This window comes from Rathayibacter sp. AY1F3 (assembly GCF_002931975.1).
GTDB lineage: Bacteria > Actinomycetota > Actinomycetes > Actinomycetales > Microbacteriaceae > Rathayibacter.
Genome location: NZ_PSVF01000003.1, coordinates 87,294 through 114,076, shown reverse-complemented (window position 1 = coordinate 114,076; position 26,783 = coordinate 87,294). Strand labels below are relative to the sequence as shown.

The window sequence follows — 26,783 nt, the reverse complement described above, 5'->3', positions numbered from 1 at the left end:
ATGCGGGGTACGGAGGGAGAACAGCGGCGGACGCCCCGGACATTCCCGATCGACGGGGATCCGCTGCGAGAGGTCTCAGGCGAGGACCGCGGCGAGCGCGGAGGACGCGGCCTCGGCCTCCTCGAGCGTGGCGCCCTCGCCGAAGCTGAACCGCACGGCGGTCCGGGCGACGTCGGAATCGAGGCCGAGGGCCAGCAGCGCGGGCGAGGGCTCGTCGCGCCCGGCGGCGCACGCCGAGCCGCTCGAGACGACGACGCCGCGCTCCTCCAGCTCGAGGAGCGTCGACTCGCCGCTGCGCCCGGGGACGGCGTACGCGGCGACCGAGGGGAGCCGGTGCGCCGCGGAGCCCAGCGGCACGGCCCGGGGCGCCAGGGCCGCGACCCGCTCGGCGAACGCGTCGCGGACCGCTCCGACCCGCGCCGCGCGGTCCGGATCGAGCAGGCGCACCGCGGTGCCGAGCGCGACCGCGAAGGCCACGTTCTCGGTGCCCGAGCGCCGCTCCCGCTCCTGGCCGCCGCCGTGCAGCAGGGGCTCGAACGGGAGCCGGCTGCGCAGCAGCAGCGCCCCCACGCCCTTCGGCGCCCCGAGCTTGTGCCCCGAGACCGAGACCGCGTCGGCGCCCCAGCCCGCGACGTCCAGCCAGCCGGCGGCCTGGACGGCGTCCACGTGCAGCGGCACGCCCCGCGATCGGCAGAGCGCCGCGATCGCCGGAACGTCCTGCACCGTCCCGATCTCGTTGCTCGCCGCGAGCACCGAGACCAGCGCGGTGTCCGGCCGGACCAGCGCGGCGAGCGCGTCGAGGTCGAGCAGGCCGGTCGCGTCGACGGGGGCCGTCGACACCTCGAAGCCGTGCAGGCGCCGGAGGTGGTCGGCCGACTCGACGGTCGCCTCGTGCTCGAGCGCCGAGATCACCAGGTGCCGTCCGCGCGGCGACCCCAGCGCGAGGCCCTTGATCGCCGTGTTGATCGACTCCGTGCCGCCGGAGGTGAAGACCGTCTCGGAGGCGCGGCCGCCGAGGAAGCGGGCCACGCGAGCGCGCGCCGCCTCCAGCGCGCGCGCCGCGGCGTCGCCGAGCGAGTGGCTGCTCGACGGATTGCCGTACTCGGCGGTGAGGAACGGCCACATGGCCTCCAGCACCTCGCGGCGCACGGGCGAGGTCGCGGCGTGGTCGAGGTAGATCACTCGACCGCGATGTCCAGGCCGAGGTCGAGCGAGCGGACGCTGTGGGTGAGCGCGCCGACGGAGATCACGTCGACCCCCGCCTCCGCGATCGCGCGCACGGTCGAGAGGTCGACGCCGCCGCTCGCCTCGACCACGGCCCGCCCGCCGATGAGGGCGACGCCCTGGCGGAGCAGCTCGGGGGTGAAGTTGTCGAGCATGATCGTGTCCGCGCCTCCCGCCAGCGCGGGCTCGATCTGGTCGAGCCGGTCGACCTCGACCTCGAGGTGCGCCGTGTGCGGGATCGAGGCGCGCGCGGCCCGCAGGGCCGCGGTCAGGTCGATCCCGCGCGCGGCGAGCACCGCGAGGTGGTTGTCCTTAGCCAGCACCGCGTCCGAGAGCGAGAAGCGGTGGTTGCGGCCGCCGCCGCTGCGGACGGCGTGCCTCTCGAGCGCGCGCAGACCCGGCGTGGTCTTGCGGGTGTCGACGATGCGGGCGCGCGTCCCCTCCACCGCGGCGACGTACTGCGCCGTCAGGGTGGCGATGCCGCTCATCCGCTGCACGAGGTTGAGCGCGACGCGCTCGCCGCGGAGCACGCCGCCCGCGGGGCCCTCGATCCGGGCGAGGGTCTGCCCGGCCTCGAAGACCGCGCCGTCCTCCACGAGCACCGAGCAGCGGATCCGGGAGTCGACCTGCCGCATCGTGCCGACGAGGACGGCGCCGCCGCTGAAGACGCCGGGCTCGCGGGCCACGAGGGCGGCGCTCGCGGTGGCGTCCGGGGGGAGGAGGGTGTCGGAGGTCAGGTCGCCCCAGGGCGCGTCCTCCTCGAGGGCGAGGGTGACGACGCGGTCGATGCTCTGGCGGGTCAGCACGGAAGGGCCGCCTCTCTGGTGGGGGCGGCGGCGCTCGCCGTCGCGGGGTCGGGGGAGTCGGTGCGGTGGTGGGCGCCGACGGAGTGCGTGCGCGCGAGCGCGGCGTCGATGAGAGCGAGGGCGCAGGTCAGCAGGTTCGCGTCCTCGAGCGTCCTCAGTCCGAGCGGAGCGGGCGAGGCGGAGGCGACGAGTGCGTCGCGCGCCGCGGTGAGCCCCGCCGCGCCCCGGGAGAGGCCGGCTCCCGCCCACATCGCGTCCTGGAGAGCGGTGCGGTCGAGCGTCATCGGGACGACGGCGCGGGGAGGGGCGACCGGGCCCCCGCTCCACGGGAGGGAGTCGAGGGCGAGCGCCGCGCGGCGCGCGAACACGACGCCCTCGAGCAGGCTGTTGGAGGCGAGGCGGTTCGCGCCGTGGACGCCGGTGCGGGCGACCTCGCCGACCGCGAGCAGCCCGGGGAGGCTGGTGCGCCCGTCCAGGTCGGTCGCGATCCCGCCCATCCAGTAGTGCGCGGCCGGAGTCACGGGCAGCAGGTCGTCGGCGAGCGAGAGCCCGTTCTCGCGGCAGGCCGCCGAGATCGTCGGGAACCTCTTCGCCAGCACCTCGGGGTCGATCGCCCGGGCGTCCAGGTGCACGGGCAGTCCGCCCTGCAGCCGCATCCGCTCCGCGATCGCGCGCGCCACGACGTCGCGCGGCGCCAGCTCGGCCTCGGGGTGCACCCCGGCCAGGAACCGCTCGCCCGCGGCGTCGCGCAGCACCGCGCCCTCGCCGCGCACCGCCTCCGAGACGAGGAAGCCGCCCGGCAGCGCGAGCGTGGTCGGGTGGAACTGGTAGAACTCCAGGTCCGCCGTCTCCGCTCCCGCCCGCAGGGCGGCGGCGAGCCCGTCCCCGGTCGCGACGGACGGATTGGTGGTGTGCCGGTAGAGCTGCCCGGCGCCTCCGGTGCCCAGCACGACCGCGTCGGCCGCCAGGCGCTCGAGCACGCCGTCGTGCAGGACGTCGGCGCCCGTGACCGAGCCGCCCTCCCGCACCAGGTCGACCAGGGCGGCGTGCTCGCGCACCTCGACCGACGAGGCCCGCACCGCCGCCACGAGAGCGGCCTCGATCGCGGCGCCCGTCGCGTCGCCGCCGGCGTGCAGGATCCGCGGACGCGAGTGGGCGCCCTCGAGTCCCCGCGCCAGCTCGCCGCCCTCGCGGTCGAAGCCGACGCCCCACTCCTGCAGCACCGCGACCGCCTCCGGCCCCTCGGCGCAGAGCACCTCGACCGCCGAGCGCACGGAGAGGCCCGCACCGGCGGTGAGCGTGTCCTCCACGTGCAGCGCCACGGAGTCGCCCGGCGCCGTGACCGCGGCGATCCCGCCCTGCGCGGCGCGCGTCGACGACTCCGCCAGCGTGCCCTTGGTGACGAGCAGCACCTCGTGGCGGTGCTGCGCCGTCAGCGCGGCGACCAGCCCGGCGATGCCGCTGCCGACGACGACGACCCGCGCCATGTCAGACCGCCGCCGGCCCGGCGGGCGGAACGGCCGCGAGCATCCGCTCGAGGGCGATGCGCGCCTCGGCCTGCACCGACTCCGCGACCTCGATGCGGTTGAGCACCGTCCCCGCGACCAGTCCCTCGAGCACCCACGCGAGGTAGCCGGGGTGGATGCGGTACATGGTCGAGCAGGGGCAGACCACGTCGTCGAGGCAGAAGATCGTGTGCTGCGGGTACTGGACGGCGAGGCGCTGCACCAGATTGATCTCGGTGCCGATCGCGAAGGTCGATCCCGCGGGTGCCGCCTGGATCGCCTTCACGATGTAGTCGGTCGAGCCGTACTCGTCGGCCGCGTCGACGACCGCCATCGGGCACTCCGGGTGAACGATCACGCGCACGCCCGGGTGCTCGGCGCGCGCCTTCGCGATCTGGGCCGTCGTGAAGCGCTTGTGCACCGAGCAGAATCCGTGCCAGAGGATCACCTGCGCGTCCAGGAGCGTCGCGGTGTCGGAGCCGCCCTGCGGCTTCCGCGGGTTCCACATCGGCATCCGCTCCAGCGGCACGCCCATCGCCTTGGCGGTGTTGCGGCCGAGGTGCTGGTCGGGGAAGAACAGCACCCGCTGCCCGCGCGCGAACGCGTCCTCGAGCACGGTCGCCGCGTTCGAGGAGGTGCAGACCACGCCTCCGTTTCGGCCGCAGAACGCCTTCAGCGCGGCGGAGGAGTTCATGTACGTGACCGGGACGAGCGGCACGCGGCCGTCGGCGTCCGGCTCGGTGCCGTAGAGCTCGGTGAGCTCGGCCCAGGCGTCCTCGACGGAGTCGATGTCGGCCATGTCCGCCATCGAGCAGCCGGCCGCCAGGTTCGGGAGGATCACGGCCTGCTCCGGTCCGGAGAGGATGTCGGCCGTCTCCGCCATGAAGTGCACGCCGCAGAACACGATGGCCTCGGCGTCGGGCCGGCTCGTCGCCGCCTTCGCCAGCTGGAACGAGTCGCCCACGTAGTCGGCGTACTGCACCACCTCGTCCCGCTGGTAGAAGTGCCCGAGCACGACGACCCGCTCGCCGAGCGTCTCCTTCGCCGCGAGGATGCGGTGGTGCAGCTCGTCGGCGCTCGCCGTCGTGTACTCCTCCGGCAGACGTCCCTGGACCGGGGCGTCGGCCGGGATCGGGTCGGCCTGGGAGGCGCCGGGCCCGTAGGCGGGCAGGCCGAGGTCGAACGACCAGGGGGCCTCCGCGAGCTCGGGCGCGCAGGTGGCGCCGGGCGCGGAGCCGCCCTCGATGAGCCGGATGGTGCTGTCGACGGATGTCACGGTGTTCTCCTCGTGAGGCGGGTGGGGGAGTCGGGCGGCGCGCTCAGACGGGCAGCGGGCCGTTGTCGACGAGCGCCGCCGACTCGTCGTAGCGGTAGAGGCGCGGGGGACGGTGGCGGGTGCCCGTCAGGCGCTCCCCGGTGGGCACCACGGTGCCGGAGCTCTCGATCGTCCGGCGGAAGTTGGCCGGGTCGAGGGGCTTCTGCAGGACGGCCTCGTGGACCTCCCGCAGCTGGGACAGGGTGAAGGCGCCGCCGAGGAAGGCCTGCGCGATGCGGGAGTACTCCATCTTGTTGCGCAGGCGCCAGAGGGCGTAGTCGACGATCAGTCCGTGGTCGAAGGCGAGCTCGAGCGGCAGATCGGTGCAGAGCCAGGCGACGTTCTCTCCCACGATGGCCTCGTCGGCCTCGGCCGAGCGCACGAGCGCCCAGTAGACGATCGACACGACGCGGTCCTCACCGGGGGAGCGGTCGGTGCCGCCGACGGCGTAGAGCTGCTCGAGGTAGCGCGGAGCCAGGCCCGTGGTCTCGCGGAGAGTGCGGCGGGCCGACTCGGCGAGATCCTCGTCCGGATGCAGCGGTCCGCCGGGCAGTGCCCAGAGTCCCTCGAACGGCTCGCGGATGCGCCGGACGACGGGGATCCAGACGGTGCTCGCTCCGGTCACCGGGTGCGGCCGCAGGGCGAAGATCACCGTCGACACGGCGAGCTGCACGTCCGGCATCCGGTGCCCCCTACTAAGAGTCGCACCGACTGTAAGTGCTGGGATCACCTTAGTGTCACCAGCACCTGAACACCTAGCGCGAGAAGCGACACGCCGCTACGGGCCTGCCCCGCCCGCTAGGCTGACCGCACAACCGAATACCGGGCCGCAATACGCGACGCGGGAGAGCCGACTCCGGTCGGCACCGAAGGAGCAAGCCTCCCCGCCAATCTCTCAGGTCTTGTACCGCGTCGAACTGGCCACTCTGGAAAGCGATCCGCTCGGATCCGCCCATGGTGAAAGCGCTCGACCCCTCGGGGCGGCGCGAATCTCTCAGGCTCCACGACAGAGGGGGAGTTCCCACGGCACTGCTGTGCTCTGCCGCGAACGCGGCGCGAGTCCAGCACTGCGACGAAATGGAGAACTCATGTCCGTGACCCCGACGACCAGCCCCGAAGCCCGCTACTCGCCCCTGCACGAGGTGCATGTCGCCGCCGGCGCGTCCTTCACCGACTTCGCCGGGTGGCAGATGCCGGTCCGCTACTCCGGCGATCTCGCCGAGCACCACGCCGTGCGCACCGCCGCCGGCCTCTTCGACCTCTCGCACATGGCCGAGATCCTCGTCGTCGGCCCCGAGGCGGTCGACGCCCTCGACTACGCGCTGGCGAGCGACATCTCGGCCGTCGCCGCCGGCCGCGCGAAGTACACCCTCCTCCTGGAGCGCACGGGCGGCGTGATCGACGACCTCGTCGTCTACCGCACGGGCGAGGACCGCTTCATGGTCGTCGCGAACGCGGCCAACCGGCACATCGTCGTCGAGACGCTCCGCGACCGCACCGCGATGTTCGAGTGCGAGCTGTTCGACGAGAGCGACGACGTCGCCCTCATCGCGCTGCAGGGACCGCGCTCGCTCGAGATCCTGCAGAACGTCCAGGGCCTCGCCGTCGAGACCGAGCGGGGAGCGGAGTCCGTGCTCGACACGGACGACGCCGCCCGCCTGCTCGCGGAGCTGCGCTACTACCGCGCCGTGCCCGCGACCTTCGAGGCGCATCCGATCCTGATCGCGCGCACCGGGTACACGGGCGAGGACGGCTTCGAGATCTACGTCTCGCCCGACTCCGCTCCCGCGCTCTGGCAGGCTCTCGCCGAGACCGGCGCCGGAGCGGGCCTCGTCCCCGCCGGCCTCGCCGCCCGCGACACCCTCCGCCTCGAGGCGGGCATGCCGCTCTACGGCCACGAGCTCTCCCGCGACGTCTTCCCCGCACAGGCCGGCCTCGGCCGCGTCGTCGCCTTCGGGAAGCCGATCGACTTCGTCGGCCGCGCGGCCAGCGAGGAGGGTCCCTCCGGAGAAGCTCCTGTGCTCGTCGGGCTCGTCGGCGAGGGCCGCCGCGCCGCCCGCGCCGACTACACCGTCCTCTCCGGCGACGACGAGGTCGGAGTGGTCACCAGCGGCGTCCTCTCGCCGACCCTGGGCGTCCCGATCGCGATGGCCTACGTCGCCCCCGCCTCCGCGCAGCCCGGGACGGCGCTCGCCGTCGACATCCGCGGCACGCGCCTCCCGATGACCGTCACCGAGCTCCCCTTCTACTCGAGAAAGAAGAACTGACATGGCCGTGCCCACCGAGCTGCAGTACACCTCCGACCACGAGTGGATCCGGGTCGACGGAGAGGTCGCGACCGTCGGCATCACCGCCTACGCCGCGGACAAGCTGGGCGACGTCGTCTTCGTCGAGCTCCCCGAGGCGGGAGCCCGCGTCGAGGGCGGCAGCGTCGTCGGCGAGATCGAGTCGACCAAGTCGGTGGGCGAGCTGTTCGCCCCCGTCGACGGCGAGGTCCTCGAGGCCAACACGGCCGTCGTCGACAGCCCCGAGCTCGTCAACTCCGACCCGTTCGGCGAGGGGTGGCTGATCCGGGTCCGCTTCGACGCCCTGCCCGACGGCCTCCTCGACTCGGCCGCCTACACCGAGCTGGTCGGCGAGTAGATGGCGGCCACCAGGACTCCCGGCGCCTTCGAGTCCCGCCACATCGGGACCGACGCCGACGCGCAGCGCACCATGCTCGCGGCTCTCGGCTACGACTCCGTGGAGGAGCTCGTCACCGCCGCCGTCCCCGAGTCGATCCACGTCCGCGACCTCCCGCAGGTGCTGCCCGCTCCGGCCACCGAGACGGAGGCGCTCGCCGAGCTGCGCGCCCTCGCCGCGAGGAACACGGTGCGTCGGCCGATGATCGGCCTCGGCTACTACGGCACGCACACCCCCGCGGTGATCAAGCGCAACGTGCTCGAGAACCCCAGCTGGTACACGGCCTACACGCCGTACCAGCCCGAGATCTCGCAGGGGCGCCTGGAGGCGCTGATCAACTTCCAGACGATGGTCTCCGACCTCACCGGCCTCGACACGGCCGGCGCGTCGATGCTCGACGAGGGCACGGCCGTCGTCGAGGCCATGCTGCTCGCGCGCCGCGCCTCGAAGGCGCGCACCGACGTCTTCGTCGTCGACTCCGACGCTCTCCCGCAGACCCTCGCGCTGCTGCGCGGCCGGGCGGAGGCCGTCGGCATCCGCATCGTCGAGCTCCCGCTCTCGCGCACCGCCGCGGAGGAGGTGCCGGAGTGCTTCGGCGCCCTCGTGCAGTACCCCGGCGCGTCCGGGCACCTCTGGGACCCGTCGGCGGTGCTCGCCGCGGTGAAGGCCCACGGCGGCCTGGCCGTCGTCGCCGCCGACCTGCTCGCGCTGACCCTCGTGCGCTCGCCGGGCGAGCTCGGCGCGGACGTCGCCGTCGGCACCACGCAGCGCTTCGGCGTCCCGCTGGGCTTCGGAGGACCGCACGCCGGCTACCTCGCCGTCCGCAAGGGACTCGAGCGCCAGCTGCCCGGCCGCCTCGTCGGCGTCAGCCAGGACGCGGACGGCCACCCCGCCTACCGCCTGTCCCTCCAGGCCCGCGAGCAGCACATCCGCCGTGAGAAGGCGACCTCGAACATCTGCACCGCGCAGGTCCTCCTGGCGGTCATGGCGGCGATGTACGCGGTCTACCACGGGCCGGACGGGCTCGCCGCGATCGCCGAGCGCGTGCACGGCCGGGCCGCGCTCCTCGCGCGCCTCCTCCTCGACCGGGGCCACTCCCTCCGGCACGCCGACTTCTTCGACACCGTCTCGGTCGTCGTGCCCGGCGGCGCGGAGGCGGCGGTCGCCCGCGCCCGCCAGGCCGGCTTCGACGTGCGCCTGGTCGACGCCGACACGGTCTCGGTGTCGATCGACGAGACGGTCACCGACCTCGAGGTGATCGCGGTCGCGACCGCCGTCGGGCAGCTGGACTCGTCGTTCGGCTTCCTCAGCGGCTCCGCGCGGAGCATCCCCGCCGAGCTCGACCGCCGCACGCCGTTCCTCGTGCACCCGGTCTTCAGCAGCCACCACAGCGAGACCTCGATGATGCGCTACCTCAAGCGCCTCGCCGACTCGGACTACGCGCTGGACCGCGGCATGATCCCGCTCGGCTCCTGCACCATGAAGCTCAACGCCGCCACCGAGATGGAGGCGGTCAGCTGGCCCGAGTTCGCGGACCTGCACCCGTTCGCCCCCGAGGCGGACGTGCAGGGCTCGCTGGCGCTGATCGACCAGCTGGAGGGGTGGCTCGCCCACCTCACCGGCTACGACTCCGTGTCGCTCCAGCCCAACGCCGGCTCGCAGGGCGAGCTCGCGGGCCTGCTGGCGATCCGCGGCTGGCACCGGTCGAACGGCGACGAGGACCGCACGGTCTGCCTGATCCCCTCGAGCGCCCACGGCACCAACGCCGCGAGCGCGGTCCTCGCCGGCATGCGCGTCGTCGTCGTGGCCTGCGACGAGCTCGGCAACGTCGACCTGGACGACCTCCGGGCGAAGATCGCCGAGCACGCGGGCTCCCTCGCCGCGCTGATGATCACCTACCCGTCGACCCACGGCGTCTACGAGCACGAGGTCGCCGAGATCTGCCGCCTCGTCCACGAGGCCGGCGGACAGGTGTACGTGGACGGCGCGAACCTCAACGCGCTCCTCGGCTTCGCCCGCTTCGGAGACTTCGGCGGCGACGTCTCGCACCTCAACCTGCACAAGACGTTCTGCATCCCGCACGGCGGAGGCGGTCCCGGCGTCGGTCCCGTCGCCGCGAAGGCGCACCTCGCGCCGTTCCTGCCCGGCCACCCGCTCGCGCAGCGGCTCGAGCACGGCGTGGGCACGCAGGGCGAGCGGATCGTCCACGGCGGCGCACCGGTGTCGGCAGCTCCCTACGGCAGCCCCGGCATCCTGCCGATCTCGTGGGCGTACGCCCGGATGATGGGCGAGGAGGGCCTGCGGGCCGCGACCGGGGCGGCCGTCCTCTCGGCCAACTACGTCGCCGCGCGCCTCCGCGAGCACTACCCGGTGCTCTACACGGGGGACAACGGGCTCGTCGCCCACGAGTGCATCCTCGACATCCGCCCGCTGACGGCGGCGACAGGAGTGACCGTGGACGACGTCGCCAAGCGCCTCGTCGACTACGGCTTCCACGCCCCGACCATGAGCTTCCCCGTCGCCGGGACCCTGATGGTCGAGCCGACGGAGAGCGAGGACCTCGCCGAGATCGACCGCTTCATCGACGCGATGATCGGGATCCGGGCCGAGGCCGACCGCGTCGGCGCGGGGGAGTGGCCGGTGGATGACAACCCGCTGCGCGGCGCCCCGCACACCGCGGAGTGCTTGACGGCCGAGGAGTGGACGCACCCCTACAGCCGCGAGCAGGCCGTCTACCCGGTCCGCTCGCTGGTGCGCGGCAAGTACTGGCCGCCGGTCCGCCGGATCGACCAGGCCTACGGCGACCGCAACCTCGTCTGCGCCTGCCCGCCCATCGAGGCCTTCGCCTGATCCGCCCGCACAAACTCGTCCGCGACCGAGGGTGAGAGAGCAGGAACGGAGCCTCGAGCCCGTCCTCGGCTCTCCCACCCTCGGTTGTGGACACGGTCGGTCCCTCACAGGCACGGAGTGGGGCGCAGTCCTCCCGATCCGTGGGGAACGGCGCACGGCGACCCCGACGCACGAGGGAGCCCGACCGTGTGGAACGCGTGGTGGAGGTGCCGGCAGGGCTCGACGGAGTAGCGACGAGCGAGCAGCTCCACCGTGCGGGCGTCACGCCGCGGCAGTGGAGAGCCGCGGCGCGGTCCTGCGGCTCCTCGGATGCGATCGGTCCGACGTCACGTCCGCGGAGCCGGCGGCGCGAACAGCTCGGGCCAGAGGGCGACGGCCAGCGGGTACCCGACGAACGAGACGATGTCGATGATCGAGTGGGCGATCACCAGGGGCAGGGTGCGGCCGAAGCGCTGGTAGAACAGTCCGAACACCAGGCCCATGACCACGTTCCCGATGAAGGGCCCGATGCCCTGGTACAGGTGGTAGCTGCCCCGGAGCAGCGCACTGGTCACCAGGATCCGCCACCGCCCCCAGCCCAGATCGCCCAGGCGGGCGAAGAGGTACCCGATCACGACGACCTCCTCCTGCACTCCCGCCCGGATCGCGGAGAGCACGAGCACCGGCACCGTCCACCAGTACGCGTCCAGCGGCGAGGCCACCACCGCCACGGTGATGCCCAGCGCGCGTCCGACGGCGTACAGCGCGATGCCCGGCGCGCCGATCGCCACCGCGAGGACCGTCCCGGTCCCCAGGTCCGCGAACGGCCGGCGCAGGTCGAGCCCCAGGCGCCCGAGCGGACGGCCCGAGCTCTGCCAGAGCAGGAACGCGCAGAGGGCCACCGGCACCAGATCGAAGAAGAGCGCGAGCAGCTGGTAGACGAGGTCGAAGCCCGGGCGGTCGCTGAGGGCGCCGTTGATCGTCGCGGTCTGGTCGGCCAGCGCGGTCGAGCGGGTGAGCCGATTGGCGATGGAGACCACCGAGTAGACCGCGGAGGCACCCAGCGAGAGCCCGAGGACCAGCAGGATCTCGACGCGGATCCGGCGCCGTCCGGGCGCGGATCCTGACAGGTCGGTGGACACTCCGTGCGTCTCCTCTGAAGTCGATGTGTTGCGCGACGGCCGCCCGGTACGCACGTTTCGTGCAGAACAGCGCAAGGATTCCACCTCCCGGTTACCGCTGTGTAACGGTTGCCACATGCTTTTGTGCAGATAGCGGGCGAATACATAGTCTCGTTGAAGGCATCCGCGCGACGGCCACCAGTCTCGTGCGCCGCCGCCGTCGCCACGCGCACGGCACTCCACGCGTCAGGGAAACCACTTCTCGCGCGCCCCCACATCACTGGAGGAATAGTGAACATCAGACGTTACGGATTCGGGGCTCTGGCGCTCGTCGCCGCGAGCACGCTGGTCCTGGCCGGCTGCAGCAGCTCGAACGACTCGGGCGGAGGTGCATCGGGAGGCGACGCCGCCGCGATCATCTCCACGAACGGGTCCGAGCCGCAGAACCCGCTGATCCCGACGAACACCAACGAGGTGGGCGGCGGCAAGATCCTCGACGAGATCTTCGCGGGCCTGGTCTACTACGACGCCAAGGGCGCCCCCGAGAACGACGTCGCCGAGTCCATCGAGTCGGACGACGCGCAGAACTACACGATCACAATCAAGTCGGGCCTGACCTTCACGAACGGCGACCCGGTCACCTCCAGCTCGTTCATCGACGCCTGGAACTACGGCGCCAAGCTGTCGAACAACCAGCTCAGCGCGTCGTTCTTCTCGAACTTCGAGGGCTTCAGCGACACCGAGGACAGCGAGCTCACCGGCCTCAAGGCCGTGGACGACACCACCTTCACCGTCGCGCTCAAGTCCCCGCAGTCGGACTTCCCGATCAGCCTCGGCTACTCGGCGTACTACCCGCTGCCCGCCGCCGCGTTCGACGACATGGCCGCCTTCGGTGAGAACCCGATCGGCAACGGCCCGTACAAGCTCGACGGCGACGACGCGTGGCAGCACGACGTCCAGATCGAGCTCGTCAAGAACGACGAGTACACCGGCCCCCGCGAGGCCCAGAACGGCGGCCTGAAGATCGTCTTCTACGCCACCCAGGACGCCTCCTACGCCGACCTCCTCGGCGGCAACGTCGACGTGATCGACCAGATCCCGGACTCCGCCTTCGGCACCTTCGAGAGCGACCTCGGCGACCGCGCCGTGAACCAGCCCTCGGCCGTGTTCCAGTCCTTCACCATCCCGGGCCGTCTCCCGCACTTCGACGGCGAGGAGGGCCAGCTCCGCCGCCAGGCGATCTCGATGTCCTTCGACCGCAAGGAGATCACCGACGTGATCTTCGAGGGCACCCGCACCCCGGCCTCCGACTTCACCTCCCCGGTGATCGACGGCTACAGCGACGCCCTCTCCGGCGCCGACGTGCTCGAGTACAACCCCGACGAGGCCAAGGCGCTGTGGGCTCAGGCCGACGCGATCAGCCCCTGGGACGGCACCTTCAAGATCGCCTACAACGCCGACGGCGGCCACCAGGGCTGGGTCGACGCGGTGACCAACTCGATCAAGAACACGCTGGGCATCGACGCCGAGGGCGACGCGTACCCGACCTTCGCCGAGGCGCGCACCAAGATCGTCGACCGCTCGATCGAGACCGCGTTCCGGACCGGATGGCAGGCCGACTACCCGAGCCTCTACAACTTCCTCGGACCGCTCTACGTGACCGGCGCCTCGTCCAACGACGGCGACTACTCGAACCCCGAGTTCGACACCCTGCTCCAGCAGGGCCTGTCGGACGCCGACGCCGACGCTGCGAACAAGACGTTCCAGCAGGCCCAGGAGATCCTCCTGAAGGACCTCCCGTCGCTGCCCCTGTGGTACGCGAACGTGACCGGCGGCTACGGCGAGGGCGTGTCGAACGTCGAGTTCGGCTGGAACTCGGTGCCGCTCTACTACGAGATCACCAAGAACTAAGCTCGAACCACTGGGGCGCTTCGCCCGTGCCGTCGGCCACCAGGTCACGGCACGGGCGGAGCGCCCTGTTTCGGTCACAATCGAATGAGGTCCCCATCCATGCGACTCCGGAACCGGCTGGGCTGACATGCTCGCCTACATCGTCCGACGCATCCTGCAAGCCGTCCCCGTGCTCATCGGCACCACGTTCCTCATCTACTTCATGGTCTTCTCCATGCCGGGGAACCCGCTCCTGTCGCTCTTCGGCGACAAGACGCCGAGCCCCGCACTCCTCGCCCGCCTCGAGGAGCAGTACCACCTGAACGAGCCCTTCTTCGTCCAGTACCTGTACTACCTGGGAGGCGTCGTCCGCGGCGACTTCGGCATCTCGTTCTCCGGCCAGTCCGTCAACGAGATCCTCGCCCGCACCTTCCCGGTCACCCTGACGCTCGCCATGATGGCGATCGTCATCGAGATCGTCGTCGCGCTGACCATCGGTCTCATCAGCGGTCTGCGCAAGGGCAGCTTCTTCGACGCGAGCGCGCTGGTCGTCAGCCTCCTGCTCGTGTCGGTGCCGATCTTCGTGCTCTGCTTCATCGCGCAGTCCTTCTTCGCGATCCAGCTGGGATGGTTCCCTCCGACCGTCGGAGCCGACGCGTCGTTCCAGAGGCTGCTGCTGCCCGCCATCGTGCTCGCCCTCTTCGTGGTCGCCTCGGCCATCCGCCTCACGCGCGGCTCGGTCATCGAGACGGCCGGCTCGGACTTCGTCCGCACCGCGTACAGCAAGGGGCTCTCGCGACGCCGCGTCATCCCCGTGCACGTCCTGCGCAACTCGCTCATCCCGGTCACGACGCAGTTCGGAGCCGACTTCGGCCTCCTGATCGTCGGCGCGACCGTGACCGAGGGCATCTTCAACGTTCCCGGAGTCGGGAACACGCTCTATCAGGCGATCATCCGAGGTGAGCGGCCGACCGTCGTCTCCTTCGTCACGGTCATGGTGCTGTTCTACCTCGTGGTGAACATCCTCGTCGACCTGCTCTACGCCGTACTCGACCCGAGGATCCGCTATGCCAAATGAGTCCACCGGCGGCGCGCAGAAGGCCCGCCGCATCGACCACTTCGTGGCCCCGCTCGAGGAGACGCCGATCGCGTCGGTCGACGCCGTCAGCCTCGACGAGAAGCCCAGCAACCTCTGGACCGACGCGTGGCGCGACCTGCGCAAGCGGCCCATGTTCTGGATCTCGGGCGTCCTGATCCTCGTCATCATCGCCGTCGCGCTGTTCCCGGGCCTGTTCACCTCGGTGGACCCCCGCCAGTGCGCGCTCTCGTTCAGCAATCAGGGCCCCGGCGACGGCAGCCTGCTCGGCTACACCAAGCAGGGCTGCGACGTCTTCTCGCGGATCATCCACGGCACGTCCACGTCGCTGACCGTCGGCCTCATCGTGATCGTGATCACGACGGTCTCCGGCGTCATCGGCGGCGCGCTGGCAGGCTTCTTCGGCGGCTGGGTCGACACCGTGATCATGCGCCTCGGCGACATCTTCTTCTCGATCCCCTACATCCTCGCCGCGGTCGTCATCATGTCCGTCTTCTCGGCCTACCGGAACGTGTTCGTCATCGCCCTGGCGATCGGCGCGTTCGCCTGGCCGACGACGGCGCGCGTCCTGCGCTCCGAGGTCCTCCGCGTGAAGCAGGCCGACTTCGTCGGCGCCGCCACCGCGACCGGCCTCTCGCGCATGGCGATCCTGTTCCGGCACGTGCTGCCGAACTCGATCGCCCCCGTCATCGTCGTCACGACGATCTCGCTCGGCGCGGCCATCACCGCGGAGGCGACGCTGTCGTTCCTCGGCGTCGGCCTGCCCGGCTCGGTCATGTCGTGGGGCAACGACATCAGCCAGGCCCAGCGCGATCTGCGCACCAACCCGCAGACGCTGATCTACCCGTCGATCGCCCTGACGGTCACGGTGCTGAGCTTCATCCTCCTCGGCGAATCGCTCCGCGACGCGCTCGACCCGAAGGCGAGGGCCCTCCGATGACCGCCACGACACCGAACGCACCGCACGGGCCGCTGCTCGAGGTCACCGACCTCGAGGTCGGCTTCCAGACCGGCAGCGGACTGGTCCCCGCCCTCCGCGGCGTGAGCCTCACGATCGAGCACGGCCAGACCGTCGCGATCGTGGGGGAGTCGGGCTCCGGCAAGTCGACGACCGCCGCCGCGATCATCGGCCTGCTCCCCGGCACCGGCCAGGTCACCGCCGGCTCCGTGCTGTTCGACGGCAAGGACCTCGCGAAGGCGTCGAGGACCGAGCTCGAGGACATCCGCGGCCGCCGGATCGGCTACGTCCCGCAGGACCCGATGTCGAACCTGAACCCCGTGTGGTCGGTCGGCTTCCAGGTCGAGGAGACCATCAAGGCCAACGGCCTCGCGACCGGTCGCAAGGAGGTGCGCGCCAAGGCGATCGAGGTCCTGCAGAACGCGGGCCTCGCCGACGCGGAGAAGCGCCTCAAGCAGTTCCCGCACCAGTTCTCGGGCGGCATGCGCCAGCGCGTGCTGATCGGCATCGGCCTGGCCGCGGCTCCCCAGCTGCTGATCGCCGACGAGCCCACCTCGGCGCTCGACGTCACGGTCCAGCGCCGGATCCTCGACCACCTCGAGACTCTGACGAAGACCGACGGCACCGCGCTGCTCTTCATCACGCACGACCTGGGCCTCGCCGCCGAGCGCGCCGAGAAGCTCATCGTCATGTACAAGGGCCGCATCGTCGAGTCCGGCGCCTCGGTGGAGGTGCTGCAGAACCCGCAGCACCCCTACACGCAGCGCCTGATCGCGGCGGCGCCCAGCCTCGCGTCGCGCCGCATCCAGTCGACGGCCGGCCGGGCCGTGGAGTCGGTCTCCGGCGAGTCGGAGGCCGTGCGCGAGGTCGACCTGGTCGGCGCGGGCGCCGCGCACCACGCCGGCGCGGTCGCCTCGGGCGCCCCGATGATCGAGGTCGACGGCCTCACGAAGGTCTTCAAGATCCGCCGCGGCGGCCTGAAGGCCGAGGACTTCACCGCCGTCGACAACGTGTCGTTCTCGATCCCGAAGGGCACCACCACGGCGCTCGTGGGCGAGTCCGGATCGGGCAAGTCGACGATCGCCCGCCTGGTGCTGGGCCTCGAGACGGCGACGTCCGGAGCGATCTCGATCGCCGGTCGCCGGACAGAGAAGCTCAAGGGCCGCGACATGCTGGCGCTCCGGCGCTCCATGCAGCCGGTGTTCCAGGACCCGTACGGCTCGCTCGACCCGCTGCACAACATCGGCAACACCATCTCGGAGCCGCTGCGGGTGCACAAGGTCGGCGACCGGACGTCGCAGCGCGAGCGCGTGCTCGAGCTGCTCGACCAGGTGTCCCTCCCGCGCGTGATCGCGAGCCGGTACCCGAACGAGCTCTCCGGCGGCCAGCGCCAGCGCGTGGCGATCGCCCGCGCGCTCGCGCTGAAGCCGGAGATCGTGGTGCTCGACGAGGCCGTGTCGGCTCTGGACGTCCTCGTCCAGGCGCAGATCCTCCGCCTCCTCGCCGACCTGCAGGCCGAGCTCGGGCTGACCTACCTGTTCATCACGCACGACCTGGCGGTGGTCCGCGTGATCGCCGACGACGTCTGCGTGATGCAGAAGGGCAGGATCGTCGAGCACGCCCCGACGGACACCGTGTTCGACTCGCCGCAGCAGGAGTACACCCGCGAGCTGCTCGACGCCATCCCCGGCGCCGGCATCGAGTTCGCGGTCTGACCGACCGTCACCTGGGCCCCGGCCCCGCCTGGAGCGCTCCTCGGAGCCCTCCGGAGCGGGGATCCGGGGCCCTTCGCCGTGCGGACGCCTCGCTGCGGTACGATGGATGGTCCCCCTTTTGCACGAGAACACGAGACGAGTCCGTATCCATGGCAAGTGCCACCCGCTCCGACCTGCGCAACGTCGCGATCGTCGCCCACGTCGACCATGGCAAGACCACGCTGGTCGACGCCATGCTCAAGCAGACGAACTCCTTCGACGCGCACGCCCACGTGGACGAGCGCGCGATGGACTCCAACGAGCTCGAGCGCGAGAAGGGCATCACGATCCTCGCGAAGAACACCGCTGTCTCGTACAGCGGCAAGCACGCGAGCGACGGTCCCATCACCATCAACGTCATCGACACCCCGGGCCACGCCGACTTCGGCGGCGAGGTCGAGCGCGGCCTGTCGATGGTCGACGGCGTCTGCCTCCTCGTCGACGCGTCCGAGGGCCCGCTGCCCCAGACCCGCTTCGTGCTGCGCAAGGCGCTCGAGGCGAAGCTCCCCGTCATCCTCCTGGTCAACAAGACCGACCGCCCCGACGCGCGCATCGACGAGGTCGTCGCCGAGAGCCAGGACCTGCTCCTCGGCCTCGCCTCCGACATGGCCGACGACGTGCCGGACCTCGACCTCGACGCGATCCTCGACGTCCCCGTGGTCTACGCCTCCGGCAAGGCCGGCCGCGCCTCGGCGAACAAGCCCGAGGACGGCACGCTGCCGGACGCCGAGGACCTGGAGCCGCTGTTCGAGGCGATCCTCAAGCACATCCCCGCGCCGACCTACGACGACGACGCGCCCCTCCAGGCCCACGTCACCAACCTCGACGCGTCGCCGTTCCTCGGCCGCCTCGCCCTCCTCCGCGTCTTCAACGGCACGATCAAGAAGGGGCAGACGGTCGCCTGGGTCCACCACGACGGCACCCACACCAACGCGCGCATCACCGAGCTGCTGATCACCAGGGCGCTCGACCGCTACCCGGCCGAGTCCGCGGGCCCCGGCGACATCGTCGCGATCGCGGGCTTCCCCGAGATCACCATCGGCGAGACCATCGCCGACCCCGAGGACATCCGCCCGCTGCCGGCCATCACGGTCGACGACCCGGCGATCTCGATGACGATCGGCACCAACACCTCGCCGCTCGTCGGCAAGGTGAAGGGCCACAAGCTCACGGCGCGGATGGTCAAGGACCGCCTCGACCGCGAGCTCATCGGAAACGTGTCGCTCAAGATCGTCGACATCGGACGCCCCGACTCCTGGGAGGTCCAGGGCCGCGGCGAGCTCGCGCTGGCCATCCTCGTCGAGCAGATGCGCCGCGAGGGCTACGAGCTGACCGTCGGCAAGCCCCAGGTGGTCACCCGCCAGGTCGACGGCAAGACGCACGAGCCCTTCGAGCACCTCACGATCGACGCTCCTGAGGAGTACCTCGGCGCGATCACGCAGCTCCTCGCCGCCCGCAAGGGCCGCATGGACGGCATGTCGAACCACGGCACCGGCTGGGTCCGCATGGAGTTCATCGTCCCGTCGCGCGGCCTGATCGGCTTCCGCACCGAGTTCCTCACCACCACGCGCGGCACCGGCATCGCGAACGCGATCCTGCACGGCTACGAGCCGTGGGCCGGCGCGATCGTCACCCGCAACAACGGGTCGATCGTCGCGGACCGCAACGGCGTCGTCACCCCGTTCGCCATCATCGCGCTCCAGGAGCGGATGACCTTCTTCGTGAACCCCACCGAGGAGGTCTACGAGGGCATGGTGATCGGCGAGAACTCGCGCAACGACGACATGGACGTCAACATCACCAAGGAGAAGAAGCTGACCAACATGCGTCAGTCCACCTCCGACACCTTCGAGTCGATGACGCCGTCGCGTCAGCTGACGCTCGAGGAGTGCCTCGAGTTCGCCCGCGAGGACGAGTGCGTCGAGGTCACCCCCGAGGTCGTCCGCATCCGCAAGGTGGAGCTCGATGCGAACGCCCGCGCGCGCATGACGAGCCGCCTCAAGAAGCAGGGCTGAGCCCCGGGCGCCTCGGCGCCCGCCCACGACGAGACCGGCCGGAGCGATGCTCCGGCCGGTCTCGTCGTCTCCGCCCGGTGCTGCAGCGTGCAGCGCCGATCCCGTCCCTCGCGGTCCGGATCAGCCCGCCGGACTCGGAGAGGGAGAGGGGGTCGCGGACTCCGCCTCGAGCGTCGAGGTGACGAAGGAGACGAACGCCGCCGCGTCGTCCGGCTTCCCCGTGTACTGCTCGCCGTTCACCAGCACGGTGGGCGTCGACTCGAGCTTCGGCAGCGAGGAGTTCGCGAGGGGGAGCGAGGTGGCCCGCTCGGTCGCGGCCTTCACCCAGGGCCGGAACTCGCCCGCGGTCATGCAGGCGAGGACGTCGTCGTCGGTGACGCCCGCTCCGGTCACCAGCGTCCGAAGAGCGTCGTCGTCGAGGCCCGTCGTCCCCTCCGCCGGCTGCTGCGCGAAGAGCGCCGCGTTCACGGCGAGGAAGCGGTCCGGATCCTCGTCGGCGACGCACGCGGCGGCGTTCGCGGCCCGGCTGGAGTACTCGGAGCCGGCCGAGGAGGAGTCGAGGATCGCCACCGGGTGGATCTCGAGCGTGATCGCCCCCTTCGTCAGCCACGACTGCAGCTGCTCGGCGTTCGCCTTCTCGAACTGCCCGCAGTACGGGCAGAGGTAGTCGACGTAGAGGTCGACGGCGACGACTCCGCCCGCCCGCGTGGCGCTCTCATCGGTCGGGACGGGGGATGCTCCCGGAGCGATCGCCGCGCTCGTCGTCGCCGTCACGGCCGAGCCGTCGCCCGCGAGGACGATGCCGTCGCTGAGCATGTTCGCCGGGCCGGCGCTCGCGACCTGCTGCTGCGACCAGACGTTCCAGCAGACCAGGGCCACGACCGCGAGGAGCCCGACGACCGCTCCGCCCTGCCCGAGCAGCCGGTTCCGGCGCCGCCGGCGCCTCTCGGCTTCGCGGCGCTCCCGCGCCTGCGCTCGGGCGAGCTCCTGGCGCTCGCGCTTGGTCAGGCCGCTTCTCGCACTGTTCCCGGACATCGCCGACGACGCTACGGGCGCACGCTTCGGCGCGCCGTGGAGTGAGCCCGCCGGATCCTGGGACGGAGTGCGGGTCCTCTCAGGGATCAGGCGAAGAGGCCGGAGCCGAGGAAGTCGGTCTCGTCGCGGGCACCGGGCGGCACCGCGAACACGGCCGAGCCGACGTGCTTCACGTACTCGTTCAGTGCGTCCGTCGCGAGGTTCCGCTGCACGGTGACGAACTGCTCCGGGGAGCGCTGGAACGAGAGGAAGAACAGCCCCGCGTTCAGGCGTCCGAGCTCGTCGTTGCCGTCGACGAAGTTGTAGCCGCGGCGCAGGAGCCGCACTCCGTTGTTCACGCTCGGGTGCGCGAGGCGCACGTGCGACTCCTGATCGATCAGCGGGGCACCCGTGGCGCCGGCCGCTGCGAAGTCGGGCTCGGTGGACTCCGTGCCGCCCGAGAGCGGCGCGCCGGACCCCTTGCTGCGGCCGATGACCCGCTCCTGCTCGCCCAGCTGGCTGCGGTCCCACGTCTCGATGATCATCCGGATCTTCCGCGCGACCAGGTAGCTGCCGCCGACCATCCACGCGGGACCGTCGGAGGACGGGACCCAGACGTGCTCTTCTACGGCGTCGGCCTCCTCGGACTTCACGTTCGCCGTGCCGTCCTTGAAGCCGAACAGGTTGCGCGGAGTCGCCTGGGCGGTGGACGTCGAGGAGGTGCGGCCGAAGCCGAGCTGCGACCAGCGGAGCGAGGCCCGGCCGAACGCGATCCGGCTCAGGTTGCGGATGGCGTGCACGGCGACCTGCGGATCGTCGGCGCAGGCCTGGATGCAGAGGTCGCCGCCGCCGGCCGACGGGACGAGCGCGTCGCCGCGGAAGCGGGGCAGGGCCTGCAGCTGCGGAGGCCGGCGGTCGGCGAGGCCGAAGCGGTCGGCGCCGGACTCGTCCGTGAAGAGGGTGGGTCCGAAGCCGACCGTGACGGTGAGGGACGCGGCGTCGAGCCCGAGCGCCTCCCCGGTGTCCTCCGGGGGAGCCGTGTCCGGCCCGTCCACCGCGCCGGTCTCGCCGACCTCGAGGCCCTGGGTCATCCTCGAGGCGGCGAGCGTCCAGTCCTTCAGGAGCTCGACGAGGTCCTCGCGCGTGGTGCCCGCGGCGAGGTCGAACGCGGCGAAGTGCAGACGGTCCTGCGCGGCGGTGGTGATGCCCGCCTGGTTCGCGCCGAAGAACGGCACGGTGCGCGTGGCGGAGGAGGCCGTCGCGCTGGCGGACGACGTGACGGCCACCGTGCCGCCCACTCCGGCGGCCAGCCCGGCCGTCCCCGCCGAGACGAGGCCGAGAAGCCCGCGCCGCGAGAGGCGGCGGGGCTCGTCGGCGGGCTGCTCGGACTCCGTCGGCCGGGCTCCCTCGTGCTGCTCGGCGCCCACTACGCGGCCGGCTCCTCGACGCCCAGCACCGTGTGGGTCAGCTGCGAGAGCGGCTCGGAGAGAGCGTTGACCGCGTCCGAGAGCTCCTTCTTCTGCTCCGCGGTGACGGTGGAGTACGCGGCGAAGCCGGAGTCGATCGAGCCGTACTGCGCGAGCAGGGCGTCGAGCTCGGAGAACCGCTGCGTGATCCGTCCGGTGAGGTCGGCGCCCTCGTCGCCGCTGGCGGTCGCGATCGGCTCGACGTTGCCGAACGCCACCTCCGCGCCCTGGACGTTCGCGGCGAAGTCGGTGAGGTCGGTGCTCGACCACCAGTCCTCCTCGCCCGTGATCTTGCCGGCCGCGACCTCGTCGAGCAGGCCGATGGCGCCGTTGGAGATGTCGCCCACCGAGACGGTGAAGCCGGGCGCGTTCACGAGGTCGGCCAGGCTCTGCACGTCGTCGACGAGGCCCTGGCCGAACTGCGCGCGCTGCTCGGGGGTGGAGGGCGCCCAGTCGAGGAGCGCGCTCGTGCCGTCGGAGTTGAGCGCACCCTCCGCGGGGGCCCACAGGTCCTTCTCGATGCGGTGGAAGCCGGTCCAGTCCAGGCCCTCGGCGACGGCGTCGACCTCGCGGTAGTCGATGCGCGGGTCGAGGTCGCCGAACGCCTCCGCGGTCGGCTCGATCCGCTCGTAGAAGACGCGGGTCGACGCGAAGAGGCCGCGCGCCTTCTCGTCGTCGCCGGCCTCGTAGGCCTGGGCGAACTCGGCCACCGCGGGGAGCAGCTCGCCCACCTGCGACTTCACGTACGCCACGTAGTTGGTGACCGCCGCCTCCGTCGCCGCCTTCTCGTCCGCCGACTGCGCGGTGGCCTCACCGGTCACGGTGAACTCGCTCAGCCCGACCGGGGCGCCGACCTGCTGGAACTTGCAGGCGGTGTAGTAGGTGCCCGGCTCGAGCTGAGCGACGTAGGAGACGCTCTGGCCCGGGGTCACGTTCTCCTTCTCGCCCACGATCCGCAGCTTGTCCTCGGCCAGGATCTCGAACTCGTTGACGTCCGAGCCGCCGTTGGTCAGTGAGAACGTCACCGCTCCCGCCTCGGCGGTCGCCGTCGACACCTCGCAGGCGTCGTCCCTGATCGCGACGTCGAGCGCGGCGGAGGAGGAGGACGCGGGGGTGTTCGGCACGCAGCCCGTGAGGATCAGCGCCAGGGCGCCGGCGCCGGCGAGGCCGAGGGTGACGCGGGGGAGGGTGGGACGAGCGCGCGAGGACATGCTTCTCCTGGATCGGGGCGAGTGCGCCGGCGGTGCCGGAGCGGGTCAGACGGAGGTGGGAGCGGGAGCGGCGACCGGGGCCGCGCTGCCCCGTCGCGGGCCGCGCAGGCGGACCTGGCGGACGAACAGGGCGCCGACGACGACGAGGTAGAGCAGCCAGGCGGCGAACTGCAGAGCGGTCGGCTCGGGCGTGTAGTTGAAGAGGCCGCCGACCACGGCGGTCACGGGCGGCGGGAGGATCGGGCCGAGCGAGAACAGCGGGGTGCCCCAGCCGGGCAGGAGCGACGCCTCCTGCAGGTCGCCGACGCCGTAGGAGAGGACGCCGGCCGCGACGAGGATGAGGAAGCCGCCCGTCCAGGTGAAGAAGCGCCCGAGGTCGATCCGGACGAAGCCCCGGAAGATCAGGTACGCGATGACGACCGAGCTGAGGATGCCCAGCATCGCGCCGACCGTGCCGACCCACGCGCTGGATCCCGACCCCGCAGTGCTCGAGGACACGCTCGCCCAGACGAAGAGCGCCGTCTCGATGCCCTCGCGGCCGACGCTGATGAAGCCGAGGACCACGATGCCGAGGGCCGACCCCGCGACGGCGCCGTCGAGCCGGGACTCGAGGTCGCCCTTGAGGCTGCGGGCGTTCGCGCCCATCCAGAAGATCATCCAGGTGACCAGCCCGACCGCGAGGATCGAGAGGCCGCCGCCGATGAGCTCCTGGGCCTGGAACGACAGGGTCGAGGGGCCCCAGGTGAGGATCGCACCGGTGACGAGCGAGATCGCGATCGCGGCGGCGATACCGGTCCAGAGCCGCGGCAGCACGTCGCGCCGGCCGAGCTTGGTCAGGTAGGCCACGAGGATGCCGACGACGAGGCCGGCTTCGAGGCCTTCGCGGAGGCCGATGAGGTAGTTTGCGAGCACGCGTGTTCTCTTGGTCGATGGTGGACGAGGAGGGGGCGACTCCCGCCCCGAGTCGATCCGGTCGGCGGGGCTCCGTTGTTCGGTAAGCCTTGCCTAACCCGGCTCGACTGTAGTCCGCTGCCCGGTCGCTGTCCAGAAGCGCCCGCAGCGGAGGCCGCGCAGGACGAGAGGCGGAGAGTGGACGCGGGCCGGGACGCAGCAGCGGAGCGGGTGGTGGCGGTGCACGCCCACCCCGACGACGAGACGATCACCATGGGCGGGACCCTGGCGCGGCTGGTGGCGCAGGGCGCCTCCGTCACCGTCGTCACCGCCACGCGGGGGGAGTGCGGCGAGGTCATCCCCGAGGACCTCGCTCCGCTCGAGGGCTCGGCCGAGCTGGCCGCGCACCGGACGACCGAGCTCGTCGTCGCCCTGACGGCCCTCGGCGTCGCCGACCACCGCTTCCTCGGCGAGGCGGGTGCCCGCGCACCCGGCCTCGCTCCGCGGGTCTACCGGGACTCCGGCATGCAGTGGGGCACAGGCCGCGTCCCGGTGCCGCTCGAGCCGGTGCATCCCGCGTCCTTCACCGCCGCGCCCGAGGACGAGGAGGTGGCGGATCTCGTCGCCGTCCTCCGGCAGGTCGACGCGGGCGTCGTGCTGTCGTACGACGCGGGCGGCGGCTACGGCCACCCGGACCACGTCCGTACCGCCCGGGTCGCCGAGCGCGCCGCCGAGCGCCTGGGCCTGCGCTTCCTCGCCGTCCTCCCCGACGCGGCCCCGTCCCTCCCCGGGGACGTCGTGATCGAGCTGTCCGCCGAGGACCACGCCCGCAAGCGCGCGGCCCTCGAGGCGCACGCGACGCAGCTGGTGGTCGAGGGCGACGAGGCCCGGCTCTCGAGCGGTCCGCCGTTCCCCATCGGCCGCATCGAGCGCTTCCGCCCGGTCGCGCAGGCGGGCCGTCCGGCGCCGCTGCCGGAGGAGCGTCCGACGCTCGGATCGCGTGTGCTGTCGGGCGTCGCCGGAGTCGTGGTCGGCGCGGTGGTCGGGGCGATCACGACCGTCGCCCATCAGAGCACCGTGTCGGTCGGCGGTGCCGTCCTCCCGGTCGGCCTCGCCGCCTCCCTCGCCGGCGTGCTGCTGCTCCTGCTCGGGCTGCGCCTCGTGCTCATCGACCGGTTCGTCGCGTTCTGCACCGCGATGGGCCTGCTCGGGATGATCGGGCTGCTCGCCCTGCGCAGCACCGGCGGATCCGTCCTCGTCCCGGCGAACGGCCTCGGCGTGGCCTGGACCTTCCTCCCCGCCCTCATCGCCCTCGTCGTGATCGCGTGGCCGCGGCTGCGGGCGGCCGCTCCCGCCGCCGCCCCGCGGCCCGCGGACGCCGACGCCCCGTCGGCCCCCGTACGATAGAGACACTGTTCGAAGGGACCTGGAGCACCGTGACCTACGTGATCGCACTTCCGTGCGTCGATGTCAAAGACCGCGCCTGCATCGACGAGTGCCCGGTCGACTGCATCTACGAAGGCGAGCGCTCGCTCTACATCCACCCGGACGAGTGCGTCGACTGCGGTGCCTGCGAGCCGGTCTGCCCCGTCGAGGCGATCTACTACGAGGACGACCTCCCCGAGGAGTGGTCCGACTACTACAAGGCCAACGTCGAGTTCTTCGACGAGATCGGCTCCCCGGGCGGAGCCGCCAAGGTCGGCGTGATCGCGAAGGACCACCCGGTCATCGCGGCGCTGCCTCCGCAGAGCCACTGAGGCCGCTCCCGTGGCCCTCGGCGCGCTGCCCGACTACCCCTGGGACCTGATGGCGCCCTTCGCCCGCACGGCGGCGGAGCACCCCGGCGGGATCGTCGACCTGTCGATCGGCTCGCCGGTGGACCCGACGCCCGCCCCGATCCGCGACGCGCTCGCCCGCGCGACGGACTCGCACGCGTACCCCACGACCGTTGGCACCCCCGCTCTGCGCGAGGCGATCGCCGCCTGGTACGCGCGGCGGCGCGGAGTCGAGGGCCTCGGGATCGACGAGGTCCTGCCGACGATCGGCTCCAAGGAGCTCGTCGCCTGGCTGCCCTTCCTCCTCGGACTCGGGGAGGGGGACGTGGTCGTGCATCCGCGCGCCGCCTACCCGACGTATGCGATGGGCGCGGCGATCGCCGGCGCCGAGGCGCTCGCCTCCGACGACCCGGCCGAATGGCCCGCGACGACCCGCCTGGTCTGGCTCAACTCTCCCGGCAACCCCGATGGCGCCGTGCTCGACGTGCCCGCCCTGCAGCGCGCCGTCGCGCGTGCCCGTGAGCTGGGGGCCGTGATCGCGGGGGACGAGTGCTACGCCGAGCTCGGCTGGGACGGCCGCTGGGCCGACGAGCCGATCCCCAGCGTCCTCGACCCGCGCGTGGTGGGGGAGGACCGCACCGGGGTCCTCGGCGTCTACTCGCTGAGCAAGCAGTCGAACCTCGCCGGCTACCGCGCCGCCTTCGTCGCCGGGGACGCGGCCCTGATCGCGCGCCTGGTGACCGTCCGCAAGCACGCGGGCATGATCGTGCCCGGTCCGCTGCAGGAGGCGATGATCGTCGCCCTCGCCGACGACGAGCACGTCGCCGCGCAGAAGGAGCGCTACCGCTCCCGCCGCGACCGCCTCTTGCCCGCCCTCGAGTCCGCGGGCTTCCGGATCGACCGCAGCGAGGCCGGCCTCTACCTGTGGGCGACCGAGGGCCGCCCGGCCTGGGAGTCCATCGACCGTCTCGCCCGCCTCGGCGTCCTCGCGGGCCCCGGCGTCTTCTACGGGGAGGGCTTCCCCGAGCACGTGCGCCTCTCGCTGACGGCCTCCGACGAGCGGATCGACGCGGCCGTCGAGCGCCTGTCCGGCGGCCTCTGAGGGGCTCGACCCGGCCGATCCTGGCGGGTTCCGACAAGGCCCCGGCCCCAGCGCTGGGCGATGTCACAGTGCCCCCGCTTTGCCCATAGGCTGTATGTGGTTCGGTCGACGGCGCCTCGCGAGGCCCCG

The 26,783-nt window shown here is 72.0% G+C and carries 21 protein-coding genes and 1 riboswitch; of the genes, 11 read left to right on the top strand and 10 right to left on the bottom strand.

Annotated elements, in window-relative coordinates:
- Positions 1-75: 75 nt before the first annotated feature.
- Genes C5C39_RS03375 through C5C39_RS03355 form a run of 5 tightly spaced genes read right to left on the bottom strand, consistent with a single transcriptional unit; the run spans position 76 to position 5,532 of the window.
- Positions 76-1,182, bottom strand: a complete 1,107-nt coding sequence (locus tag C5C39_RS03375; protein ID WP_104352674.1) for a cysteine desulfurase family protein — start codon at positions 1,180-1,182, stop codon at positions 76-78.
- Positions 1,179-2,030, bottom strand: a complete 852-nt coding sequence (nadC, locus tag C5C39_RS03370) for a carboxylating nicotinate-nucleotide diphosphorylase (RefSeq protein ID WP_104352673.1) — start codon at positions 2,028-2,030, stop codon at positions 1,179-1,181. Before nadC ends, C5C39_RS03375 begins: the two co-directional genes overlap by 4 nt.
- The gene (gene nadB / locus C5C39_RS03365) at positions 2,024-3,517 is read right to left on the bottom strand and encodes an L-aspartate oxidase (protein WP_104352672.1); all 1,494 of its coding nucleotides are present in this window, start codon (positions 3,515-3,517) and stop codon (positions 2,024-2,026) included. Before nadB ends, nadC begins: the two co-directional genes overlap by 7 nt.
- 1 nt (position 3,518) lies before the next feature.
- Positions 3,519-4,811, bottom strand: a complete 1,293-nt coding sequence (nadA, locus tag C5C39_RS03360) for a quinolinate synthase NadA (protein ID WP_104222968.1) — start codon at positions 4,809-4,811, stop codon at positions 3,519-3,521.
- Positions 4,812-4,854: 43 nt separating this feature from the next.
- The gene (locus tag C5C39_RS03355; protein ID WP_104345328.1) at positions 4,855-5,532 is read right to left on the bottom strand and encodes an NUDIX domain-containing protein; all 678 of its coding nucleotides are present in this window, start codon (positions 5,530-5,532) and stop codon (positions 4,855-4,857) included.
- 150 nt (positions 5,533-5,682) lie between these two features.
- Positions 5,683-5,770, top strand: a riboswitch (glycine riboswitch).
- Positions 5,771-5,938: 168 nt separating this feature from the next.
- Between C5C39_RS03355 and gcvT the strand changes: the two genes are divergently transcribed.
- Genes gcvT through gcvP form a run of 3 tightly spaced genes read left to right on the top strand, consistent with a single transcriptional unit; the run spans position 5,939 to position 10,382 of the window.
- Positions 5,939-7,117 carry a glycine cleavage system aminomethyltransferase GcvT gene (gcvT, locus tag C5C39_RS03350; RefSeq protein ID WP_104352671.1) on the top strand — a complete coding sequence of 393 codons (1,179 nt, stop codon included), beginning with the start codon at positions 5,939-5,941 and terminating at the stop codon, positions 7,115-7,117.
- A gap of 1 nt (position 7,118) precedes the next feature.
- Complete coding sequence (gene gcvH, locus C5C39_RS03345; protein WP_104237541.1) at positions 7,119-7,493, top strand: glycine cleavage system protein GcvH; 375 nt, start codon at positions 7,119-7,121, stop codon at positions 7,491-7,493.
- The gene (gene gcvP / locus C5C39_RS03340) at positions 7,494-10,382 is read left to right on the top strand and encodes an aminomethyl-transferring glycine dehydrogenase (protein ID WP_104352670.1); all 2,889 of its coding nucleotides are present in this window, start codon (positions 7,494-7,496) and stop codon (positions 10,380-10,382) included.
- Positions 10,383-10,708: 326 nt separating this feature from the next.
- On the opposite strand, the gene C5C39_RS03335 is transcribed toward gcvP, so the two are convergent.
- Positions 10,709-11,503: a CPBP family intramembrane glutamic endopeptidase gene (locus tag C5C39_RS03335; protein WP_258060338.1), complete on the bottom strand. Its 795-nt coding sequence runs from the start codon at positions 11,501-11,503 to the stop codon at positions 10,709-10,711.
- 270 nt (positions 11,504-11,773) lie between these two features.
- Between C5C39_RS03335 and C5C39_RS03330 the strand changes: the two genes are divergently transcribed.
- The 5 genes from C5C39_RS03330 to typA all read left to right on the top strand — a co-directional run bounded on the left by C5C39_RS03330 (position 11,774) and on the right by typA (position 19,195).
- Positions 11,774-13,393 (top strand): ABC transporter substrate-binding protein, encoded by a 1,620-nt coding sequence (locus tag C5C39_RS03330; RefSeq protein ID WP_104222974.1) that lies wholly within the window; start codon positions 11,774-11,776, stop codon positions 13,391-13,393.
- Between the two features lie 127 nt (positions 13,394-13,520).
- Positions 13,521-14,450 (top strand): ABC transporter permease, encoded by a 930-nt coding sequence (locus C5C39_RS03325; protein WP_104222975.1) that lies wholly within the window; start codon positions 13,521-13,523, stop codon positions 14,448-14,450.
- The gene (locus C5C39_RS03320) at positions 14,440-15,408 is read left to right on the top strand and encodes an ABC transporter permease (RefSeq protein ID WP_104222976.1); all 969 of its coding nucleotides are present in this window, start codon (positions 14,440-14,442) and stop codon (positions 15,406-15,408) included. The genes C5C39_RS03325 and C5C39_RS03320 overlap by 11 nt, the downstream gene beginning before the upstream one ends.
- Complete coding sequence (locus C5C39_RS03315) at positions 15,405-17,141, top strand: ABC transporter ATP-binding protein (protein WP_104352668.1); 1,737 nt, start codon at positions 15,405-15,407, stop codon at positions 17,139-17,141. Before C5C39_RS03320 ends, C5C39_RS03315 begins: the two co-directional genes overlap by 4 nt.
- A gap of 149 nt (positions 17,142-17,290) precedes the next feature.
- Positions 17,291-19,195, top strand: coding sequence for a translational GTPase TypA (typA, locus tag C5C39_RS03310; protein ID WP_104225544.1), 1,905 nt, complete (start codon positions 17,291-17,293; stop codon positions 19,193-19,195).
- 120 nt (positions 19,196-19,315) lie between these two features.
- Here the strand turns inward: typA and C5C39_RS03305 are convergent, their stop codons facing one another.
- The 4 genes from C5C39_RS03305 to efeU all read right to left on the bottom strand — a co-directional run bounded on the left by C5C39_RS03305 (position 19,316) and on the right by efeU (position 23,798).
- Entirely contained in the window at positions 19,316-20,230 is a 915-nt protein-coding gene (locus tag C5C39_RS03305; RefSeq protein ID WP_104352667.1) for a thioredoxin domain-containing protein, read from the bottom strand.
- An 86-nt stretch (positions 20,231-20,316) separates the two neighbouring features.
- The gene (gene efeB, locus C5C39_RS03300) at positions 20,317-21,636 is read right to left on the bottom strand and encodes an iron uptake transporter deferrochelatase/peroxidase subunit (RefSeq protein ID WP_104352666.1); all 1,320 of its coding nucleotides are present in this window, start codon (positions 21,634-21,636) and stop codon (positions 20,317-20,319) included.
- Positions 21,636-22,886 carry an iron uptake system protein EfeO gene (gene efeO / locus C5C39_RS03295; protein ID WP_104237549.1) on the bottom strand — a complete coding sequence of 417 codons (1,251 nt, stop codon included), beginning with the start codon at positions 22,884-22,886 and terminating at the stop codon, positions 21,636-21,638. The genes efeB and efeO overlap by 1 nt, the downstream gene beginning before the upstream one ends.
- A gap of 45 nt (positions 22,887-22,931) precedes the next feature.
- Complete coding sequence (gene efeU, locus C5C39_RS03290; protein ID WP_104352665.1) at positions 22,932-23,798, bottom strand: iron uptake transporter permease EfeU; 867 nt, start codon at positions 23,796-23,798, stop codon at positions 22,932-22,934.
- A 177-nt stretch (positions 23,799-23,975) separates the two neighbouring features.
- Between efeU and C5C39_RS03285 the strand changes: the two genes are divergently transcribed.
- The 3 genes from C5C39_RS03285 to dapC are packed head-to-tail and all read left to right on the top strand — an operon-like array spanning position 23,976 to position 26,654.
- Positions 23,976-25,184: a PIG-L family deacetylase gene (locus tag C5C39_RS03285; protein WP_146083869.1), complete on the top strand. Its 1,209-nt coding sequence runs from the start codon at positions 23,976-23,978 to the stop codon at positions 25,182-25,184.
- 29 nt (positions 25,185-25,213) lie between these two features.
- The gene (gene fdxA / locus C5C39_RS03280; protein ID WP_104222984.1) at positions 25,214-25,534 is read left to right on the top strand and encodes a ferredoxin; all 321 of its coding nucleotides are present in this window, start codon (positions 25,214-25,216) and stop codon (positions 25,532-25,534) included.
- A gap of 10 nt (positions 25,535-25,544) precedes the next feature.
- On the top strand, positions 25,545-26,654 hold the full coding sequence (gene dapC / locus C5C39_RS03275) for a succinyldiaminopimelate transaminase (RefSeq protein WP_104352663.1): 1,110 nt from the start codon (positions 25,545-25,547) through the stop codon (positions 26,652-26,654).
- Positions 26,655-26,783: the final 129 nt, after the last annotated feature.

What these genes read in the sequence shown, in the direction of transcription:
- nadB (WP_104352672.1), bottom strand. Translation starts at nt 3,517, where the DNA reads ATGGCGCGGGTCGTCGTCGTCGGCAGCGGCATCGCCGGGCTGGTCGCC.
- C5C39_RS03355 (WP_104345328.1), bottom strand. Translation starts at nt 5,532, where the DNA reads ATGCCGGACGTGCAGCTCGCCGTGTCGACGGTGATCTTCGCCCTGCGG.
- gcvT (WP_104352671.1), top strand. Translation starts at nt 5,939, where the DNA reads ATGTCCGTGACCCCGACGACCAGCCCCGAAGCCCGCTACTCGCCCCTG.
- gcvH (WP_104237541.1), top strand. Translation starts at nt 7,119, where the DNA reads ATGGCCGTGCCCACCGAGCTGCAGTACACCTCCGACCACGAGTGGATC.
- gcvP (WP_104352670.1), top strand. Translation starts at nt 7,494, where the DNA reads ATGGCGGCCACCAGGACTCCCGGCGCCTTCGAGTCCCGCCACATCGGG.
- C5C39_RS03325 (WP_104222975.1), top strand. Translation starts at nt 13,521, where the DNA reads ATGCTCGCCTACATCGTCCGACGCATCCTGCAAGCCGTCCCCGTGCTC.
- C5C39_RS03320 (WP_104222976.1), top strand. Translation starts at nt 14,440, where the DNA reads ATGCCAAATGAGTCCACCGGCGGCGCGCAGAAGGCCCGCCGCATCGAC.
- C5C39_RS03315 (WP_104352668.1), top strand. Translation starts at nt 15,405, where the DNA reads ATGACCGCCACGACACCGAACGCACCGCACGGGCCGCTGCTCGAGGTC.
- typA (WP_104225544.1), top strand. Translation starts at nt 17,291, where the DNA reads ATGGCAAGTGCCACCCGCTCCGACCTGCGCAACGTCGCGATCGTCGCC.
- C5C39_RS03305 (WP_104352667.1), bottom strand. Translation starts at nt 20,230, where the DNA reads ATGTCCGGGAACAGTGCGAGAAGCGGCCTGACCAAGCGCGAGCGCCAG.
- efeO (WP_104237549.1), bottom strand. Translation starts at nt 22,886, where the DNA reads ATGTCCTCGCGCGCTCGTCCCACCCTCCCCCGCGTCACCCTCGGCCTC.